10 protein-coding genes and 1 pseudogene are annotated in these 20,955 nt (G+C 39.4%); 4 read left to right on the top strand and 7 right to left on the bottom strand.

Going from position 1 to position 20,955, the window contains the following annotated elements:
* Window positions 1-43: 43 nt before the first annotated feature.
* Complete coding sequence (locus PARA125_RS05390) at window positions 44-6,412, top strand: ankyrin repeat domain-containing protein (protein WP_213157705.1); 6,369 nt, start codon at window positions 44-46, stop codon at window positions 6,410-6,412.
* A 64-nt stretch (window positions 6,413-6,476) separates the two neighbouring features.
* On the opposite strand, the pseudogene PARA125_RS05385 reads toward PARA125_RS05390, so the two are convergent.
* The 7 genes and pseudogenes from PARA125_RS05385 to PARA125_RS05350 all read right to left on the bottom strand — a co-directional run bounded on the left by PARA125_RS05385 (window position 6,477) and on the right by PARA125_RS05350 (window position 15,739).
* A pseudogene (locus PARA125_RS05385) lies at window positions 6,477-7,576 on the bottom strand (IS256 family transposase).
* A gap of 262 nt (window positions 7,577-7,838) precedes the next feature.
* Window positions 7,839-9,248: a hypothetical protein gene (locus PARA125_RS05375; RefSeq protein WP_213157702.1), complete on the bottom strand. Its 1,410-nt coding sequence runs from the start codon at window positions 9,246-9,248 to the stop codon at window positions 7,839-7,841.
* 328 nt (window positions 9,249-9,576) lie between these two features.
* Window positions 9,577-11,445, bottom strand: coding sequence for an F-box/WD repeat-containing protein (locus tag PARA125_RS05370; RefSeq protein WP_213157701.1), 1,869 nt, complete (start codon window positions 11,443-11,445; stop codon window positions 9,577-9,579).
* Window positions 11,446-12,203: 758 nt separating this feature from the next.
* The gene (locus tag PARA125_RS05365) at window positions 12,204-14,069 is read right to left on the bottom strand and encodes an F-box-like domain-containing protein (protein WP_213157700.1); all 1,866 of its coding nucleotides are present in this window, start codon (window positions 14,067-14,069) and stop codon (window positions 12,204-12,206) included.
* A gap of 421 nt (window positions 14,070-14,490) precedes the next feature.
* Complete coding sequence (locus PARA125_RS05360; RefSeq protein ID WP_213157699.1) at window positions 14,491-15,063, bottom strand: HipA domain-containing protein; 573 nt, start codon at window positions 15,061-15,063, stop codon at window positions 14,491-14,493.
* A gap of 132 nt (window positions 15,064-15,195) precedes the next feature.
* Window positions 15,196-15,513, bottom strand: a complete 318-nt coding sequence (locus PARA125_RS05355; RefSeq protein ID WP_213157698.1) for a HipA N-terminal domain-containing protein — start codon at window positions 15,511-15,513, stop codon at window positions 15,196-15,198.
* Window positions 15,500-15,739, bottom strand: a complete 240-nt coding sequence (locus PARA125_RS05350; protein WP_213157697.1) for a type II toxin-antitoxin system Y4mF family antitoxin — start codon at window positions 15,737-15,739, stop codon at window positions 15,500-15,502. The genes PARA125_RS05355 and PARA125_RS05350 overlap by 14 nt, the downstream gene beginning before the upstream one ends.
* Before the next feature lie 564 nt (window positions 15,740-16,303).
* On the opposite strand from PARA125_RS05350, the gene PARA125_RS05345 reads away from it, so the two are divergent.
* From PARA125_RS05345 to PARA125_RS05335, 3 genes are all read left to right on the top strand, one after another.
* Entirely contained in the window at window positions 16,304-16,654 is a 351-nt protein-coding gene (locus PARA125_RS05345) for a DUF488 domain-containing protein (RefSeq protein ID WP_213157696.1), read from the top strand.
* Between the two features lie 128 nt (window positions 16,655-16,782).
* Window positions 16,783-18,060: a YihY/virulence factor BrkB family protein gene (locus PARA125_RS05340; RefSeq protein ID WP_213157695.1), complete on the top strand. Its 1,278-nt coding sequence runs from the start codon at window positions 16,783-16,785 to the stop codon at window positions 18,058-18,060.
* A gap of 77 nt (window positions 18,061-18,137) precedes the next feature.
* Window positions 18,138-20,906, top strand: coding sequence for a hypothetical protein (locus tag PARA125_RS05335; RefSeq protein ID WP_249274211.1), 2,769 nt, complete (start codon window positions 18,138-18,140; stop codon window positions 20,904-20,906).
* Window positions 20,907-20,955 lie beyond the last annotated feature (49 nt).

The raw sequence follows: 20,955 nt of genomic DNA, 5'->3' as shown, positions 1-20,955 counted from the left end.
GAACGAGAAGGCGCTCCGTTACTTTTAATATAAGACAACTACAATGCATATAAATGTTAGTTTTTTAGTAAAAGCAGACCAAGTATCTGACTATATTCCCGGGATAAGTACGATCACTAATTTGATTGATTTATTTCAAAAATGCGTGCTGTTTACATCGAAGCAAAAAGTAAATATTTCAAAAAGCCATTACTATACTTATTTACAGCAAAAAAGCTTTGCCCGCTGTGGTGCGCTGCTAATTCCTGTGTTAGGAAATATTATTGTAGCCGTCTATGATCTCTCTAAGAGTAAAAATAACCATAAGGGTGTTAGGATCGCGGCTGTTCAGCCAATCCCTCCTTCTCCTTCAAAATCCTCTCAAAGTAGCTGCCCTCCTGGATCCATTACTGAAGGGCTTGCTATAGATACAGGCCGCCAGCTAGGCGAATATGCAAAAAGCGTTGTGATGGGTAAAAACGGAGCGCGGGTAAGCGGCACGGTTCAGCAGGCCTACTCTCAATCTGCCGTTATGGCAGGTGCTTTTGAAGAAACAGCTCGGCAATTAGCAGCAGATGTATGCGGGAAAAAATCCCAAGTAAGCGGTGCATCGGAACAATGGCCTCTTGAGGCTAATTGCTGTGAACACAGCCTGACAGAGTCATTCATGGCGCTTTATCCCGCTTTGCAAACCAAGCCCGGGCTTGTCAACATTCAGGCCAGTGCCGAAAATAGCCAATTCGTAGGGTCACATGCCCAACAGACTATACAAGCTAGTGCTGTTATTCACAATCATGTAGCGCCGCCCTCCAGATTGTCAGGAACTGAGCTTAACAAACGGTTAAAGAAGTTGCTGCGATTGAAATGTCCCCACCGCATAAAAGATTTAATTGTGCAAGGGCATAAATTTTTAAAAGAAGCAAAGAAGGAAATTCGTTTACATGGCGCCTTTTATTTAGCCACGGCTTATGAATTATCTCTCAATCTTAATATACCCAAAGAGAGCTTTGATGGGCAAGCGCTCGATCAATATCTAGGCAGCGTGGAGGAAAGGTTAAAAAATAAAGAAAGCTTACTGCATTATTTTGCTGCCCATGAAAATAAAAGCATTTTTATCTATCTCTTTGCCGAAAGACCGAACATACAATTACACCTTAATGCCTTAGCAGGAAAGACAGTTAAAGAAACGCCTTTGCAAGTGGCTAGTAGGGCAGGGGCTATATCTATAGCCCAATTCCTGCTTGAAAAGGGAGCGAATTTTAAAAAGCTCGATAGCTGTCAAAATAACGCTCTGCATCATGCTTGCCAATCACCAAAAGATAGCGGCGATATCGTTAAGCTTTTGCTGCAATATGACTCTACCCTTATAGAAGCTAAAAATAGAGATGGCCAAACACCTTTACATTTAGCTGCATTTAAAGGAAATTCCAAGAGTGTGGAATACTTGCTAAACCAAATTGCAGACCAAAGTGAACTGGACTTGCAAGACAAAGAGGGAAATACCTCTTTGCATTTAGCTGCCATTGGAGAGGGAAGTCTTTCTAATCAAGCTACGGAGAATTATGTCAAAATTATTGCTGCCTTAGTAAAAAAAGGGACCAACCTACATATCTCAAATAAGGAGAAAAAAACGGCACTAGAGCTTATTTTTGAAAATAAAGCCCTCATACAGGCTTTAATTCGGGCAAATCTAAGCTCTCAAATGCTGGTTAGCTTTCTTCAAAACTATTACCTTTCTCAAGATACCCTTTCTATTTTTAGAATTAAGGAGCAGCAAGGGTGCGAATTTGAAATGCCTTTAGAAAAAGTTTATGTACGTTTAGGCATGATTGAAAATAGAGAAAGAAAAATACGTGACCAAGCCCTAAATAAACATTCAGAGTATTTACGAGATGCTCGTATTCTGACTTATGAAACGAGTTTTAGACCTAAAATAGAGATCGAAATTGAAAAAATTTTTGAACATGAAACTCTTAAAAAAGTAGCCTCTAAAAAAATTTATATTCAAGGCATAGCTGGCATTGGTAAAAGCACCCTCTGTCACTATATCAGCTACCATTGGGCAAAAGGGAAGCTTTGGGCAGGCATGTTTACCTGCCTTTTTTGGATTTCTTTAAGAAATTTCACGCTAGAGAAATATCCCCCTAATAAAGAATATACTCTAGCTGATCTAATTGCTAGAGAATATGCAGGCAAAATTGATCGCAGGGTGATCGAAGCTTGCATCAATGATCCAGCTTTCCTACAAAACACTCTGCTTGTTTTAGACGGGTATGATGAGCTCTCAGCAAAAGCCCAAGCAAATACAAGCTTAGCTAGAGCTTTTAAGCAGATAGAAGGGTTATTTCCCCATATTCTGATCACCTCAAGACCTGGTAGCTGCTCTTTTGAGCGCTCTTGTGAGTTAGAGCTTTTAGGTTTTGATAAGGAAGGCATTAAGCGTTATATCGACAGATTTTTCCACCATGTTCAAGCCGAAGAGAAAAAACAAAAACTTTACCATTTATTAAACAGCTCTCCCCAGGTGTTAAGCCTGGCACAGATTCCCATTAACTTAACCTTACTTTGTTGCCTCTTTAACGAAGATCTCCAGGTTTTTGATACTAAGCAACCCCTTACGATGAGCGCGATTTATGCCCGCGTAGTTAACCGGATGTATCAATGGTTTTTGTTGAGAAGAATGGGCGTAGGCCCCTCCGAACAAACTAAAGAGCAAATTTTGTCAGAGAAAAATCTGCGCCAAAATAAAGAAGTCGCTGAAATTGCTACCGCTTTTGAGGAAATGGCCGCTGTTGCTATGGAAAACGATACCCTGTATTTAAGCAAGCAAGAAATCGAAGACTGTAGGGGCAAAAAAATTTTATCTAAAGAGCTTGCAGATTGCGGGCTTATGCGTATCCCTGATGAGGAAAGAGGGTATTTCATCCACTTAACCTTCCAAGAATTTTTAACCGCTTCAAAAGTTGCCAATCAATACCTTAATAGAGAAAGGCAAGCATGCCAGGAATTTGTACGCAAGTACAAGTTTGAGTCCCGCTATGCTCTCGTTTTGCGCATGATTGCCGGCTATCTTTCCCTCACTGCCTCACGTAATCTGCGCTATAGAGATGCGCTACAGTCCTTTTTTGACGATCTTTTTTCTCAACCGAAAGACTTAGCTGTCAGTAGCGAGCTTAATTTGATTGCGGAATGTTTTGAAGAGTGCCAGGATCCTCTGGTAGTGAAGCAGTATATGGGCTTTATTGGGCTTGTAAAAGATTACATTAAGTCTCTCTGCTTGCTAAATTTAGACTTTAAACGGCTGCTCAGCAATAAAAGCCTCCTTAATCATCCCGAAATAGCTCGTACTATCGGAGAATTGCTATTCGATCCTAAGACAAGAAAAAATATGTGGGAAACCTTAGTATATATTGTGGAAACAAGACTAACCTTAGCTTCGGAAACAGTATGGTTGATCGTTGAACACCTTAAGGATCCTACAAAAGATTCTGATGCTAAAAGGCATGCTATCTATTTTTTAGAAGAAGTAGCAAGGCGAGGAAGTGAGCTTCCGAAAGAGGCGTTAGCTGCTCTTATCCAAGCCTTTGAAGAAGGCGACAGTAAAATTAAAGGCTATGCTGCTGGTGCTCTAAAAACAATAGCAAAACAAGGAGATGAGCTTTCTAAAGAAGCGCTAGCAGTTCTCATCCAAGCCCTTAAAGAAGGCGATAGAAAGGCTAAAGTTCATGCTGCTGATGCCTTAAGAGAAATGGCAGAACGAGGATATAAGCTTTCTAGAGAAGTGCTAGCAGCTCTCATCCAGGCTCTGAAAGAAAGCAATAGTTGGGCTAAAGGTTCTGCTGCTGATGCTTTAAGAGAAATAGCAGAACAAGGATATGAGCTTTCTAGAGAAGCGCTAGCAGCTCTCATCCAGGATTTAAAAGAAGGCGATAGAGGGACTAAAGGTTATGTTGTTTTTGCTTTAAGAAAAATAGCAGAACAAGGAGGTGAGCTTCCGGAAGAAGCCTTAGCAGCTCTCATCCAAGCCCTAAAAGAAGACGATAGAAGGACTAAAGATTCTGCTGCTGATGTCTTAAAAGCAATGTTAGAAAGAGGAGCTGAGTTTTCGGAAGAAATGCTAGCTGCTCTCATTCAAGCTTTAACAGAAGGCGATAGAGAGACTAAAGGTCCTGCTGCTGATGTCTTAAGAGCAATGGTAGAACGAGGAGTTGAACTTCCGAAAGAAGCCTTAACAGCTCTCATCCAAGCTCTTAAAGAGGGCGATAGTTGGGCTAAAGGCTCTGCTGCTGATGTCTTAAGAGCAATGGTAGAACGAGGAGTTGAACTTCCGAAAGAAGCCTTAGCAGCTCTCATCCAAGCTCTTAAAGAGGGCGATAGTTGGGCTAAAGGCTCTTTTGCTGATGTCTTAAGAGCAATGGTAGAACGAGGAGTTGAACTTCCGAAAGAAGCCTTAGCAGCTCTCATCCAAGCTCTTAAAGAGGGCGATAGTTGGGCTAAAGGCTCTTTTGCTGATGTCTTAAGAGCAATGGTAGAACGAGGAGCTGAGCTTCCGAAAGAAGCTTTAGCAGCTCTCATACAGACTTTAAAAGAAGGCAATAGCTGGGCTAAAGGCTCTGCTGTTAGTGCCCTAAAAGCAATGGCAAAACAAAGAAGTGAGCTTTCGAAAGAAGTGCTAGCTGCCCTCATTCAAGTTCTTAAGGAAGATGATGAAAAGGCTAAAACTTCTGCTGCTCTTGTTTTAAAAGAAATAGCAAAACAAGGAAGTGAGCTTTCGAAAGAAGTACTAGCCGCTCTCATTCAAGTTCTTAAAGAAGAGGATGATGAAGAGAATAAAAATTCTGTTGTTTTTGGTTTAAAAGAAATAGCAAAACAAGAAAGGGAGCTTTCGAAAGAAGTGTTAGCTGCTCTTATACAAGTTCTTAAAGAAGAAGATGATGAAGAGAATAAAACTTTTGCTATTTTTGGTTTAAAAGAAATAGCAAATGTTTTTTGGTTAATAGAAACAGCAAAACAAGGAAGTGAGTTTCCGGAAGAAATGCTAGCAGTTCTCATCCAGGCTTTGAAAGAAGGCGATAGAGAGACTAAAGCTTATGCTGCGAGTGCTCTAAAAGCAATGGCAAAACGAGGATATGAGCTTTCTAGAGAAGTACTAGCAGCTCTCATCCAGGCTTTGAAAGAAAGCGATAGGAAAACTAAAATTTGTGCTGCTAATACTCTAGAAGCAATAGCGAAACAAGGATGTAAGCTTCCGAAAGAAATGCTATCAGTTCTCATCCAGGCTTTGGGAAAAGGCAATAGGAAGACTAAAATTTGTGCTGCTAATGCTTTAAAAGCAATAGCAGAGCAAGAAGATGAGTTTCCGAAAGAAATACTAATCGCTCTCATCCACCTTTTGAGAAAAGGTAGTAGGAAGACTAAAATTTGTGCTGCTGATGCTTTAAAAGCAGTAGCAAAGCAAAAAGATGAACTTCCGGAAGAAATATTAACCGCTCTCATCCAACTTTTGAGAGAAGACGATAGTACAACTAAAAGGTCTGCAGCTAGTGTCCTAAAAACAATAGCAAAACAAGGATATGAACTTTCTAGAAAAGCATTAGTAGTTTTCATCCAAGCATTTAAGGAAGGTGATAGAGTGACTAAAGGTTATGCTGCTAGTGCTCTAGGAGCACTAGCAGAGCAAGAATATGAGTTTTCTAAAGAAGCGTTAGCCGCTCTTATCCAAGCTTTCAAAGAAGGCGATAGTACAGCTAAAAAGTCTGCAGCTAGTGCCTTAAAAGAAATAGCAAAACAAGGAGGTGAGTTTCCGAAAGAAGCGTTAGAAGTTCTCATCCAAGTCTTTAAAGAAGGTGATAAAAAAGCTAAAAGGTCTGCAGCTAGCGCTCTAAAAAAAATAGCAAAACAAGGAGGTGAGCTTCCGAAAGAAGCACCAGTAGTTCTCATCCAAGCTCTTAAAGCTGGTGATAGTAAAGTTAAAAGGTCTGCAACTATTGTTTTAGAAGCAATAATAAAGCAAAGAAATGGGCTTCTGGAAGAAGGTTTAGTAGCCCTCATCCAGGCGCTTAAAGAAGATGATAGGGGGATTAAAGTTTGGGTTGTTAGTGCCTTAGGAGTAATAGCAAGCCAAAGAGGTGAGCTTTGGAAAGAAGCGCTAGCGGCTCTCCTCCGAGCTTTCAAAGAAGGGGATGCTTGGACCAAAGATGTTGTTGGCGCAACTTTAGAAAAAATTGATAAAAATACATTATTAAAAATGAGCAAAGAGGCATTTGCTTTAATCGCTGAAGTTTGTTTTTTTACTGATAGTACCTTTTCAGTTGATCCATTAGAGCTCAGTTACGAGCAAGCAATAGAAAAGCTACCTCCAGAGCTTGCATTATGGAGGAAACGACTAGATAGACCAACGGAAAATTTTCAGAAACTCTCAAAGCTAACTTGATGCCAAAAGAGACTGCTATTGTCACTACTCGAATCTGTCAATTTTTCTGTGTAAATCGCTTCAGCTATTTGCTAAACCCTAGCCTGTCTCCATAAGCTAGTGCTAGATGCGAAATGACTGTTTTCCATTCCCGAAGGGGCATGGTCCATTTTTTTGAAATGTCTCGCGCTACTAAAAAGAGCATTTTAAACAAAGCCTCATCCGTGGGGAAAATAGCTTTGTTCTTCGTGACTTTTCTAAACTGCCTATGAAGCGATTCTACTGCATTGGTAGTATAAATGATACGGCGGATGGGAGTGGAAAACTCGAAAAATGTGCAGATATTATCCCAATGAACTACCCACGGCTTGACTGCTAAGGGATAGTTGCTCTCCCATTTACCTTGCAGCTTTTCAAGGTTTTGCTCGGCTAATTCCAATGTATTTGCTCCATAAATTGCCTTCAAATCAACCATAAATTCCTTGGTATATTTTGTAGGAATATATTTTATCGAATTTCGAATCAGGTGAATGACACAAAGTTGGATTTTTACCTCCGGAAATACCGCCCTTATAGCGTCGGGTAGTGCCTTTAAACCATCAATATCTATCCTTAAGCAAGTATAAGCAGCCTTTAGGACGACTTTAGCCCCCTCTTTAACTTTGTAGTGAATAGCATCAAAGAAGACAATCGGATAAACGGATTGAAGAGGCCTTGCCTGCCATTCTGTTGCTACTTCAATGACCTTCTCTGTAATATTAGATATCATAGCTGCTGACATTTCAAATCCGTATAGCTCTTGCACGTGAGATTGAATGTCCCTTACTGTCATGCCTTTAGCGTACATGGAAATGATTTTATCATCAAATGCGCTAATGCTTCTTTGGTGCTTTTTAACAGCTATGGGTTCAAATTCCGAGTTACGGTCTCTTGGAATCTCAAGTTCAATTTCTCCATAATTACCTTTAAGAGTTTTTTTGAGAGGCCATTTCTACTGTTTCCTGAGTGATGACCTTGAGGAGAATGCTTTTGGTAACCAAGATGCTCATCCATTTCTTTTTGAAGCATTTGTTCAAGCATGCCGCCAATCAAACGCTGAATAAGGCTATTTTTTCCTGTGAGGTCGTCTGCTGCCTTGCATTTAGCTAGCTCAGCTTGCAGATCAAAATTCTGAGGAAGTGACATTTGTCTATCTCCATATTATGTAAATATAGCTGCCGCAACTCCGCTTCGCTTCAGTACGGCTTCATTTTCTCTTGAAAGGGAAAATAAAATTTATCTACCCTTCCACTTTATTTATACAAATATTTTGACAGACCCCACTACTCTTAAACCCTTTGACCTTTCAGCTAGCGAATGGAAAATAATCATGTAGCTCTTTTTTCCGCGTAGTTCTCAACAAAGAAGAAAGGCCTTTCAACTACTCCAATGGGGTGGATTAAATAGGCTAGTAGCTCTTTAATATTCTATAGGTATTTTTAATTCGAACGGCTTCACGATGGGCAAAAACAAAATCGCTCCCAAGAGTAGAGACAGATTCATTAAAGTCTATCCCGCAATCCCACTTAAGAGATAAAATTTCAGAAAGTTCACAAAGGCGAGCAACATTTTTTTCTTCTCCTGCTAACCCGCGATAATTTTTCCAGTTAAGCATCCTATCTGAGCGACAAAAATGTTGTCGAATACACTCATCTTCAAATAGGGCGTTGAGATTGTCTACATGGCGGAGAAAACTCGTTTTTTGCCTATCAGATAAGCTTGTTTTTTTTGATAACCCTTGCAATTTGCGTAAGATTTTATGTTGTAGCCGTGCTTTAGTATCGCAAAGAGCAAGAATATGGACATCGAGCTTAGACAAAACCACCTTGAGAGGCGCATTCATGTTTTGATAAAAATCGAGCGCATTGCTTAATTGAAGCTCGCTAATTATTTTCATGTCTTGCATAAAAGAGGGGGAGATCTCAGCAAAGCTTTGATGATTTAAATCGGAAAATAAGTTTTCGAAAGCCTCTAAAATAAGCTGAGGAGGGTATTTTTCGAAATGTCCTCGCATGTAACTGAAATAAACCAAAAGAATAACCACTTTTGAAAAATCAGTACCTTGAGTAAAATCCTTCCGCTCAAATTTCAGATGAAGAGCTGCCGAGATATAGCGGCTCCAAACTATTTCGCAAATCTCTTTTTCATTTAGCTTAGTTTGTATACCGCTTCTAGCAAAAAAGATGATGTAGTCTTCCATTTCAGAGAGAGATGGCAAAGCCGTGTGGCGGATAAAAATCTGAATGTTTTTTTCAAAGTGATTTCCGTCACCAAATAGATGGGGAAAGTGTTCCTTTCTTTCTGCGAGGCGAAGAAATTTTAGGGCGCTTAGAGTAAGGGAATAACCCATCTCGCTAGCTTTAGCTAAGAGATAAGCGTTTTCTATTTGAATAGCTTCATTACTTGCCAAATAAAAGTCTGGGTCTTGGGGGTTTATCGGTTCACCAAAGGTTTTTCCATAATCCCATTTAAGGGTCAAAGCGCGAGTAAGTTTGTAAAGCTGGGCAAGTTTTTGTTCTTCGCTGTCGGGAGTTAAATTTTGCTGGGCTTGGGAATTAAGCTGAAATTTGTCTTGGCATAACAAGTGAAGCTTATCTACATGGCCGAAGAAATGTCTGTTTTCCTCGTTTGTCAACTCCATTTTTTTCGATAAATGTTGAAGTTGGCGGAAAATGTCGTATTCCTTTTTTTCCCTCATGTCGATAAAAGTTTTGAGATAGAGGGTAAATTTACTAAAAGTAGCTTTTAAGGGCTGACAAACGGCGTGAGGGAAATGGGTAAAGAAATCTATGGCATCACTTAAACTTAAAAACGACATGGCAAAATCCTTGATCAATCGTCATTAAAGTGAAAACAATTTTAGCAGTTTATTCCATAAAAAACAACCCTTGTACAACATAACATGCATTATCAGACGTTATCTATCTCTAAAAACCTGCCTACTCCTAGGAAATACGTCTTCCCCTTCTTTTCCTCACTCCTTTTCTACGGTTGTTTTAGCTTCTTACTTAAAAAAACAGTCAGCTATTTTTCTCCCTCAATCAGCTCAATTAATGAGAAGATCCCATTAATTGAGCGTTCGCGCTTTTTTCTCTTTGCCTAAGGCTAGCTTCTAAACAGTTCTTCTATAAAAGGTTTCTCGTAGATTATGCCTCTTTTTTCTTTTTTTGTTTGGGCAAAGACTGAACTTTTTCTGCTTCTTTAGCTGAATCGTTACCACTAGCTTGTTGGCCTTCTATATAATCTGATTTTCTTTTCTTGCTAGTGTCAATAGGCTCTTCAGTGAATTCATCTTCTATAATTTCCTCTGTCTGAAAGTTGCCTTTTTCGGCACGATAGAAGTCGAAAACTTTCATCCCAACCAGCAATTTTCTTCCATTAGGTGAAAAAGATACTCTTTGCGATTCTGTATGCGTATCCACAACATATAAGCATTGTCCTGTTTTGGCATCCCATAGCTGAGTCTCCTGTTCGATAGAGACCACTATCCATTGGCTACAAGGAGAAAACTCTATCATGAAAGGATTTTCAAGCCTTTCTGATTTTAGGCATTCACCTGTTTGCGCGTCCCATAATTGAAGCACGTATTCTTCGAGTTCTTCTAAGACTGCTAGCCGTTTGCCATCGGGAGAAAAGGATGCATTAAAGTACCATCCCTCAATTTCTAATTTCCTTAAGCAATTTCCTGTGACAACGTCCCATAAACATACGCAATTGCTTCTGATAGTAACTATTCGCTCGCTATTTGAAGAAAAAGACACTAGCCTTGTAGCCGAAAATACGTCTTCTTCAAAGTGATGTAAGCATTTTCCTGTTTCTGTATCCCACACTTGAGTGTCATGGTTGCCGGCTATTTCGTTGCTAGTTATAGCTACAGCTAACCATTTGCTATTAGGAGAAAAGGTTATTCTGGCGGGCCAAGAGCCTTTTTCTAACTTTTTTAAGCAAACTCCCGTTTGGATATTCCACAGTTGAATCCTAGTATTTGTGGCAGTAACTATGCGCTTGCTATCCGGAGAAAAAAGCAAATGAGTTCCTAGACCTATGTCGTCTCCCAGCGAGTGTATCCTCTTTCCTGTTTGAGCATCCCACAGGCAAGCGTAAGGTAAATTGCCGTAAGTAATGAACCACTTACTATCCGGAGAAAAGGATACTTTTAAGCCCCAGCCACCTTCTTCTAAAACTTTTAGTTTTTCTCTTGTTAGCGCATTCCAAAGGCTAATAGATTCAGGTCTTTTGACAATTATTCGCTGGCTGTTTGGGGAAAAGAAAATTGATCCGCCATAAGGCATGTTTTTTTCCAAAGTTTTAATAAATAAGCCTGTTTGGGGATCCCTGAGGCAAACATTTTGGCCGTTAGTAGTGATTAGAAGACGACTGTTTGGAGAAAAATAGGCTATTCTCCTCTCTTTTAAGACGACTAGACATTTGCCTGTTTTGGCATCTAAAAGAGAAAAATGGCGAGGGCCTGCAACGGCTATTTGGCAGCCATTTGGAGAAAAGGATACCTCTATCGGGTAAATCTCTTTTTTCGCTTGATAAGTATATAGGCAGTTTCCCGTTTGGGCATCCCACAGACTAATAAGTTGACCATCAGAATCCTGAATGATGATCTGCTCACCAGTCGGAGAAAACTGAGCGTATATTTCCCCCCTATGCCCTTTTTCCAACACTTGAGAAGTAAGATCGACAATTTTTGCCTGGTTAACTTTCATATTAACTTGGACTGATAATTGAGCTGATAATTGACTTTTGCAATCCGTTTCCCTTATTGCTGGAATAGAAAACAAAAAGGGAAAATAGTGGTAAAGAAAAGGCTTCCAAAGGAGGTTGTCGGCAGCTAATTTTTTCCATCTTCTGCAGGTTAGTTGGCTTGTGGCTAAGTCTTTAATAGGTAAGTAAAAAAAAATGCGTAACCATATTTCATCTAGTAACTTGGGCGTGGAGAAATGCACTTCTTCGTCTATATGTAGGATTGGCGCAGGACTAAGAGTAGAGGTCGGTAGTAAGTTCATTTTGATCCTTCTTCGGCTTATAAATTTTATTAAGAAGTTTTTACTTTAATTCTTATTTATTTAAATTAAAGAGCAACAACTTTATCACCTATAAAGAAATGAAAAAAGCAAAAACTATTCTTTCTGAATTTAAGGAAACTCACTTATTTATTTTTATTGACAGTGCGCTTGGTGATTTATTTTAGAAATTGATTTCTATTTCGTGGCGAGCAAGAGCTAATAGGAGATTTGGCTAGGTTTCTATTTTTTATTAGGTTGGTTATCTTACCCTACTTATGTTACCGGGTGAATAATTTTTTTTGTTTATTTATGAATATTTAACGTCTGATAATTTTTCTCCAATTCAATAACCTTGCTTAGACCAATTGACAGGACTAGTAAGGAAAGAGCCCTATGCTTTTTAGGCCCATATAGGCGCGTATGTAAAGGCATTGCGCTTAAATGTCGCCCTACAGATCTTTCCTCGTGTGTTTTCTTGTGCATTTGGCTGAATCTGCCTATCAGGAGGACTCTGTTTTAAAGAGGAATTTTGTTGTCAAAGTAGATACAAGCTTGGTGTGGGACTTGGCTTGAAGCGATGAAAAGTATACTCTATAGCTAGAAATTGAGTCTGATAAAATGAAGGAGTGATAAAAACCGCATATCCTTACTCTATACCCGCTTCATTTTAGTTGAGAAGAAAGATAAGCTTTATCTTTCTTCCTAGTTGTACTTAGGCAAATTAAAGCTGAAACACGGCTGCCATCTTCTTGGCTTTTTTAACCTTCCTTAGCTGGGAAAAAATCGAAAATCTTCAGCCCCACCAATAATTGCCCTCCATTGGGAGAAAAGGATACCGATCGACATGCTGAGTATTTTCCCACTATGCGCCGCCCTCCTCCGCCCCATAGGTAAACCGCATGTGAGTCAGAGATAACTAAACAGGTGCTGCTTAGAGAAAAAAATGCTTTGCGGAACTTAGGAACCGATATATAATATTGAGCTTCTCCTGTTTGACCATCCCATATTTGAAGTGCACGCGGGCTAGTGATAACTAACTTTTGACCATTTGGAGAAAAAAATGCTCCATTAAAAGTCTTGAAACCTTTAGGCCCTTCCTCCCTGTGTAGACATCCTCCCGTATTAGCATCCAAAAAAATAATGGATTCAAGGCGTTCGCCACTATGGCTATGGATAACCAACCGTTGGCTATTGGGAGAAAAGGAAATGGTTTTTAAACTTGTAACATCATACCAATTTTCATTATTCCAAGTGATTAGGCGTGTTCCGATTTTAGCATCCCATAGGGAAAGGCCCCCATTATCGATAATGAGTCGCTGGCTATCGGGAGAAAAAAATAGCCTTAGCTCTGAATCCGTATCGTTTTCAGTTAAAGTGTGTAGGCGTTCTCCTGTATTAGCATCCCACAGGCAAATAAAGTCAACTCTCGCCATAGCGATTTGCTGGCTATCCGGTGAAAAGGTTGCAGCTACACCTGTTATACCTTCCTCCCAAGTATGTAGACATTTTCCAGTATTAGCATCCCAAAGGCTGGCAAACTCATAATCATATATAAGCAAGCGCTGGCTATTTGGAGAAAAAGAGAAGGACGCGTCGTCACTCCAAGAGAGGTTTTCTTCCAAAGCAAGCAAACGTTCTCCACTCTTAGCATCCCACAAGCTAATAGATTTAGAGCCATCGTGGATAACTAATCGCTGGCTATCTGGCGAAAAGCATGCCGTTTGGATATTCACTTCTTTTCCTAAGGTTTTTAGACATTCTCCCGTATTAGGATCCCACAGGCGAATAGTTTTGCCAACATCCTGTCTATCTGGAGAAAAAGTCACTAGCCTTTGACTATCTGGGGAAAAGGATGCTCCAACTCTTCCATACGACGAGCTTTCTTCTAATAGGCATTTTCTGGTGTTCACATCCCACAGGCTAATAATGCCAGAATTAAGGGTATGGAAGTCGCTAGAGATAATTATTTGCTTACCATTAGGAGAAAACCGAGCTTGTACGTCTTCCTGATGCCCTTTTTCCATTGCTAGAAAGGTAAAATCCATAATTTTTACACAATCAAGCTTATTTCCTGCATAAGCTATTATATTTGCTTGGGCAGTTAATTGATCTTTAGGATGAATCTTTAATTTTTCGGACACAACGGCTAATAAAGGAAAACTTTTCTCGAGCAAAGGCTTCCAGAACCGATAGTTTGTTGTTAATGCGTCCCATCTTGCGCAAGCCTGCTGGCAGGAACGTAGGTCTTTCCCTCCCAAGTATGAAAAAATGTGCGCCCATATCTCATCAGGAAGCGTATTATTATACTCTTCTTTTTCTGCAGGAGAAGAGATAAGAGAGTTTTGCAAGGGAAAAGCATTTTGGGACACGCTTCTGCGATTTTCATCAAACCGCTCCCATAAAGTATAAAACTTCCCCCCTAAGTTACTATGCCGACCTCGAATCAGTTCTTTCCATTCTTTACAGACTAACTCTGCTTGGGACAGATCGCGCGCGCCTAATTTTGCAAAAATTTTTATACCAATTTCGTTATACGCAGTTGTAGGGAGGCGCTTTTGCTGTCTTTCTACTTCCTCAAGGACCGGAAATACATAACGATGAATGCTTGAATTTTCCAAATTCACTTGTTTATCCTCCCTCTTTTCACCTTATTACCGTTTTATTTGGGTTTTAACAGGGTTAGTTCTATTTACGGTTTATTTACTATCATGTAAATTTAGACTATAAAAATTGAGGAAAAGTAAGTTTCAATAATTAATCCAAATTAAATTTTTGCGTAAACTAAAAGGCCTTGCTTTTATAAATTTGCTTTTTCGCTCCACGCATGCTCTAGTAACTAACCAGGCATCTATTTTTCAATCAATCGGCTCCATCGATTTTTGAGAATTTCTTTATAGAGCGCGCATTTTTTCGGAGAGAAAGCTTCCTTCAATAAGATGATCCCATTGATTGAGCGCTCCTTCAATTTTTAAAAGCTCACTTTTTAAGAAAGAGATGGATAAGCCCAACCTTTCACTGCCAAAGTAATCTACTAAATCCCCCGTGTCAGCCTCTTATAGGCAAGGCTATTTCTTCTTCAGCTTGTATAATAATCGTGGTATTTAACAGATCGTAAGCCGGACTCATTTCTACTTTATTTTCTCGTGAGATAAGGGTGAAGTTTTTTAAATGCATGTCTTCATTCCTTGTAATAAAATTAAAAATCACAAGCTTAAATAACTTTAGCTTTTCTACCATTGGAAAGGTGCAATGCTTTTCAATGACAGATACCACTTTTTCCATGCTAGATTCATATTTCGTTTCTCGCGAGTGTCCTAAAAGTTGGGAGAAATCCTCTACCCCAATTTTTTGGTTTCTCGACCGATCAAACCTTTTGATAAAATAACTTAATGAGCCATCAATATTGTAAATCATCCCATGCAGAGGCGTTTCTATCCCTATAATTTTAGCCAAGCGCATTGTTAAATCTTCATTTTGCGGGACTTCTTCATATAAATGGTGGGGAGGTTTTATGATAAACTGTCCGCCTTTCTCTACAACTCTAAATTCCTTTTTTCTTACATCAAGCACCACACTCAATTTCGGCTGGACGCCTTGGATAGAGAGCTTAGATGCCAATTGCGCAGCTAGCTGGATTTGCTCTTTAGGGTTATAGGGAAAATCTTTAAACCTTTTAAGGATTTAGATAAAAGCTTAAAACCTTTTTAAGAATGTTTTTGATTGCCCCACAATTCATATGTGATGGGACATCTATTCATCATCAGCCTCGGCGACAGTTATATTTCCTACAAGGTCTCCCCCTACGGCAATAAGCTGCCTCATTAAATCATTGCGATCGAGCTTGGTCTGCCTTAATAATCCTTCTAGCATAAGCCCCTCAGGCAGGAGCCCTTCAAAAAAAGGAGGAAATCGATCGTAGTCATAGCTTAATTTTATAAGAGGCATTTCAAGAGAGACTGGCTGCCCTTTATAATCTTCCAGGTAGATAAAGCGATAATGTCTCCCTTTTTCTAACTCTATGAGTTCCCCAGCTAAAATCTCGTTTACAAATACCTTAGCTCTTTTCATTTAAGCTTTCCTTAAATAAGGCCATTAACGGACTTTGAAACTCAAGCTTTATATTTAAAACTTTTAACACCTTCAAAAGAGTGTTTAAACGGATGGACTGCTTTCCCTTTTCAATATCAAAAATCACTGTTTTGCCTAGTCCTGCTAATTTTCCAAGCTCACTTTGCGATAACCCGCTTTTTTTACGGTGAAATCGAATAAGTGTTCCTATTTGGGTTGCGTCCATGAGAAAATATCCACGCTCATAAATTCCTGCTATAGCAGTAAAAATAACTTTTTTTAAGGATTAAAATACAGGTATTTTGCAAATTATCCGCTAAAATTACCGCTAAAGAGGTAAAAAAGGCAGTTTTTTTTGCCTATAAGTGGCCGGAGTTTTTGCTGTTTGCTGATAAACCTTGCAATTTTCTAAAGCATTTTCGCAAGGCATCCTCAAATTCCCCAATTAGACTAGCCTTCCCCTTCTTCTATGACGATCATCTATACGCCACTGTTTTTGGTAGAATAGGTAAACTCGTTTAGCTATTTGGCTTTGAGCAAAAATGTTAAATCTTTTTAGATAGGAGATTTAAGAGTCTGATAATTTTTTCCTTTCTAATGAACTGCACATCGTTAACCTTTGCCTTCTTTGCCAATTTGCGATGAGAATATTTTGAAGCAGACCTTGAGTTTTTTCAAGAGAGGCTTTTTTGGGGTAGGATTTCAAATTAGAATCGCTAAAGTCTATTTTTTTTATTGGAAAAATTAATTTTCCTTGCCAAGGTTTAAGAAAAAAACAAGTAGAAGTACAATGAAAATTAAACTTAAAAGAGTCTACGATCCGGTTTCACCGCAAGATGGTGTTCGTGTTTTAGTAGAACGGTTATGGCCTCGAGGAATCAAAAAAGAAAATCTCAAGTATGATCTTTGGTTAAAAGAGATTGCGCCAAGCCCTGATCTTCGCAAATGGTTTGCTCATGATCCGGCTAAATGGGGCGCATTTCAAGAAAAATACCGAGAGGAATTGGATAAAAATCCAGCAGCTATTCAAAAGATTAAAAATTTAAATAGCAAAATGATTACTTTGCTGTATAGCTCTAAAGATACTGAACATAATAATGCCGTTTGCTTAAAGAATTACTTGGAAAATAAACTTAAATAAGGTGTATTTCACTTTAAAGGAGCTTTAAAAACTTGTTTGCCGGTAGATAAAATAAATCAAGATCGGTAGGCATCTTTACGGTTGCTAGAAAAATAGGCACACTGGAAATGTGACAAGGAATAATTGTTATGAATATCCCCTTACTTTCCTTTCAAGGTAAACTTTCAAACACTTTCAAAAAAATCGTGCATGTTTCTCAAGACGCTGTAAATAAATTTATTGAGCATGATTGCTACACAAAAAGCGCTTCTTTAGCTTTTTATACGCTTCTTTCGATTGTTCCTGTCTTAGCTGTAGCGTTTGGGATTGCGCGAGGATTTGGATTTCAGCAAGCTTTTGAATCTTTCGTGTTGGATAAATTCCCTGAAAACAAAGAGATCACCGGGCAAATTTTAGAATTTGCCAATAAAACGCTTCAACATGCAGAAAGTAGCGTGATTACAGGATTTGGGGTGCTGATTCTTTTTTGGTCAGTTTTTAGTTTGCTAGGAAGTATCGAAACTTCTTTAAATGCGATTTGGCATATTAAGATTGCCCGTTCACTTGGAAAAAAAATTACGCACTATATCACCCTTATTATTTTAAGCCCTTTGCTCTTTGCCATTGTAAGCAGCGCCATCGTCTTTCTAGTCGCTCAAATTCAACTGGCTACCCAAGCTGCAGTGGGAGCCACAGTTATTCACCCTGTGATGGTCGTGATTGTTAATTTTTTTTCCCTTGTGATGAGTTGGATTTTGTTCGGTGCCATTTATTTGCTTATGCCTAATACGTATGTTCAGCTACGTTATGGGGTTTTTGCAGGGATTGTGGCGGGTACATTTTATCAAATTGTGCAGTGGATTTATATTCATATTCAAATCTATCTTTCAAGTTATGGCACAATTTATGGAAGCCTAGCGGCGATTCCGTTGTTTTTCATATGGTTGCAAATTAGTTGGCTAATTGTGTTGTTCGGGGCGGAGTTGGCATTTAATGCTGAAAGTCATGCTTTGCAATATGGTTTTGGGGCTGATAAATCCGAAATGATTTCTAAGAATTCTGCGGCCCTCCTCATCGTAAAAAAATGCATGGAGTCCCTTATCGAGGGGTGTTCCCCCCTTTCAGTCTTTACTTTAACCCGCGAACTTGGTATTCCTTTAGAAAATGCTCTTGAGCTAACTGATTCCTTAATAGAAGGAGGAATTCTTTTAAAAATCCACTCCGACACTTGCGAGCAAGGCTTTCAACCTGCTCTACCCTTGCGAGAGCTTACCTATCAACGCGTTTTACAAGCTGTTGAAAAAGGATCCATTGAGCAAATTGCCATACGGCCGAGTCCCTATTTAGAAGAAATACGAGATAACTTAAAAAAGCTTGACGAAGAACACGCTAAGCTTGCCATCCCCCTTTTGCCCATATATTTTTAAAGGAAACGGCTGTTTGGCTGGATTTTAGCAAAAAATCTTCTGCCGAGAACTTACTTAGCTTGATTTAAAGGATTTTTATGAGACGAGTTGCCCGCACCCTACTTTGGAGCCTCTGTATTTTAGTATTGTTTAGCATTGTTTTGATGCTCTTTCTACCCACCATTCTGTCCACCGAATGGGGTAAAAATCATTTTTTAAAAAATTTTAACGAAAAAGTTCATGGACATTTAGCGGTAGACAAGATGCAATTGGGGTGGTTCAGTTCGCAAAATGTCTCTGGCATCACCCTATTTGACCAAAAAGGGGAAAAAGTGCTGTCAATCGACCATATTTTATTTCCCGCGCCTCTTTTGAAATTGTGGTGGAACCCTCCTCTAGATTTCACTGTCAGCAATCTGAATGCTAAAATTGAGTGGTTCAACCTGCGCCAAACAAATTTTGACGAAATTTTTAACCTTAAAGCCCCTTCTTCTCATCAGGCTGAACCTCTTTCATTTGCCATCTTAGAAAATGTGCATGCAAATTTTTCGTCAAACAACAAGCAAGCTGTTGCCAGTGGATTAATTAGCAATGGCAACCAATCGGGACATTTTCAACTCACCGCAGATTTATATCCGAGCTTGCGCATTTCCGCGGATATCAAAAACCTTCCCGTGGAGCTTCTTGAATTGTTTGCCCAAAAAGAAGTTAACCTTAAGCAAATGATTGGACAGGCACTTAATCTTTCGATTAAGCAAAAAAGAATGGAAAATATTTCCGAAATTGAAATGAAATTTTATTCTAGGCAAGCTGAAGGAAAAGTCGAAGGCATCGTACAAAATTCTTCTTTTACCTTAGCCAAGCCTGCTCAAGTGTCTGTGCAGGCCACTCCTGCCCTCAACCAATTTTTATTTAACGATCAGGTAGCGTTTAACCTCTCGGATAAAATCCAATTTGATATCAGGCAGCTAGATTTTTCTTGTAATGATCCTATTAAAGCTGAGGTGCAGGCAACTGTTAATTTGCCTACGCTGGAAAACTCAGACCAAAAAAATACCTTTCATTTTGAGGGGGTTGAGTTTCGTCTTGCTGGTGATTTTGAAAAGAAAATCATGCATTATAAGGTGCAAGGGCAAATGCAACCCACTCGCCAAAATGAATTTCTGCCAAAATTCTATTTTTACTGCGCAGGTAAAGCCGCTTTTGAAAAAGATCGCCCCTTTCTCCTGACGTATGAATTTGAGGGCTTTCAAACTCCTGAAAAAAGCCATCCTATTCTTAAAATGGACGGAACCTGGGGCCTAGACCTCCTGCATAAAAAGCGTTTCTCTGCAAAAGGCTTTGCTCAAAATTTTCCCCTCTCTTACCTTAAGCTAGGGGATTTTCCTCCTGCCTTACAAGTTGCTTTAGGTCCTCTCTTACAAACCGACTTTTCTTTGACCTTGGACGATATTGCCCAACAAAAAGGGTATTTAAAATTTACAGCTAAAGGAAATGAGTGGCAAAGCGAAGGGAGCTTAGCATTAGATGAGCAACTCAAGGTAGTGGAGCCCTTAAAAGGGAATTTTATCTTACATCCAAAAGCCTTCGATCAATTACAAGCGCTTTCCCTTCCTCAAAACTCTCCCCAATACGCTCTTTTACAACCGTGTGAGATTCAGTTTAAAGTCAACAAGGGCATTTTTCCTCTCCTAGAGGGTAAAAATTGGAAAATGGGGATTCCAGATAGCTCCTTCGATTTTAATTGCGTTACAACTCCCCTACAGGTCGTTAATCTCTCTGCGAAGAAGCAGTTTTCTTTCCCGCCTTTAAATCTCAAACTCTCGTCTGATAATATTTTTCAAGACCTTAAGTTCTCCCTCAGCGCTGAAGAAGACAGCCAACGGATAACCTTGATCGCTAAAGGGCTAGCGGAAAATTTTATTCAGGATGAAAAAATTCATGTAGCTTCTGCAAATTTGGAGCTCGATGTCAACATGCTCCATTTTCCTCTTTCTTCTTTTGCCAAATTAATGACTTTTGAGCTTCTGGCGAAAAAAATCGAGGCGTTAGTCGGCTCAGAGGTCTCGGCTAATCTTTCTGCTAAAATCCAACATTTACAAGGCCCTATGCAGCTGTCCGTTTCAGGGGAAAATGGAAAGCTAGCTTTAGATGGACAGCTTGAAAAGGGTCGCTTAATGCTTGCTAAACCCTTGCATATTCAGGTAAAAGCCACTCCTCAATTTGGAAGAGAAATTTTAGCAGATATTCTTCCCCCTTTTAGCCAAGTCATTCGATCCGATGAAATGTTAAAAATTATAGTAGACCCAAAAGACTTTTCCCTCACTCTGCACCCTTTAGATTGGACCTCCATGCAACTGGCAAAAGGAACGCTTATTTTGGGAAAAATGGCATTTGTCAATAACGGCGTCATTCGAACCCTTCAAACTTTTTTTAAAATAAATGATAGCTCTGAATTGACTGTCTGGTTTACGCCCCTTTATTTCAGCATGAAAAAGGGAAACCTAAAGTTAGAGCGGATGGATATGCTTTTTGCAGACCACTACCCGATTGCCTTGTGGGGAAACATTTTTTTACCTCAAGATAAGGTTAAATTGATAATCGGCATTAGGCAACCCGCCATTCACTATGCCTTTGGAATACAAAATTTGCCTTCGGACTATGTCTTGCAAATCCCTTTAACAGGGACAATCAATAAAGCCAGTATAGACCTTTCAAAAGCAGCCGGAAAAATAAGCGCTTTAATTGCCAAAAGTCAAAAGAATTCAACCGGCCAACTTGTGGGCACTTTTTTAGATTTGGTGAGTGGAAAGCTAAAAGAGGAAAAAGCTCCGCCTCCTACTACGACTCCCTTCCCTTGGGAATAAGGACGAGTTTTTCAAAGTAAGAGGAAAAGTAAAAAAAAGGGAGCTACTT

This window comes from Parachlamydia sp. AcF125, from assembly GCF_018342475.1.
GTDB lineage: Bacteria > Chlamydiota > Chlamydiia > Chlamydiales > Parachlamydiaceae > Parachlamydia.
The sequence above is the reverse complement of the archived record's forward strand: the minus strand, read 5'-3'. Positions and strand labels throughout refer to the sequence as shown.

Excerpts from the sequence above, each read along its gene's own strand:
- PARA125_RS05390 (WP_213157705.1), top strand. The coding sequence starts at position 44 with ATGCATATAAATGTTAGTTTTTTAGTAAAAGCAGACCAAGTATCTGAC.
- PARA125_RS05375 (WP_213157702.1), bottom strand. The coding sequence starts at position 9,248 with ATGTCGTTTTTAAGTTTAAGTGATGCCATAGATTTCTTTACCCATTTC.
- PARA125_RS05370 (WP_213157701.1), bottom strand. The coding sequence starts at position 11,445 with ATGAACTTACTACCGACCTCTACTCTTAGTCCTGCGCCAATCCTACAT.
- PARA125_RS05355 (WP_213157698.1), bottom strand. The coding sequence starts at position 15,513 with ATGAAAAGAGCTAAGGTATTTGTAAACGAGATTTTAGCTGGGGAACTC.
- PARA125_RS05350 (WP_213157697.1), bottom strand. The coding sequence starts at position 15,739 with ATGGACGCAACCCAAATAGGAACACTTATTCGATTTCACCGTAAAAAA.
- PARA125_RS05345 (WP_213157696.1), top strand. The coding sequence starts at position 16,304 with ATGAAAATTAAACTTAAAAGAGTCTACGATCCGGTTTCACCGCAAGAT.
- PARA125_RS05340 (WP_213157695.1), top strand. The coding sequence starts at position 16,783 with ATGAATATCCCCTTACTTTCCTTTCAAGGTAAACTTTCAAACACTTTC.
- PARA125_RS05335 (WP_249274211.1), top strand. The coding sequence starts at position 18,138 with ATGAGACGAGTTGCCCGCACCCTACTTTGGAGCCTCTGTATTTTAGTA.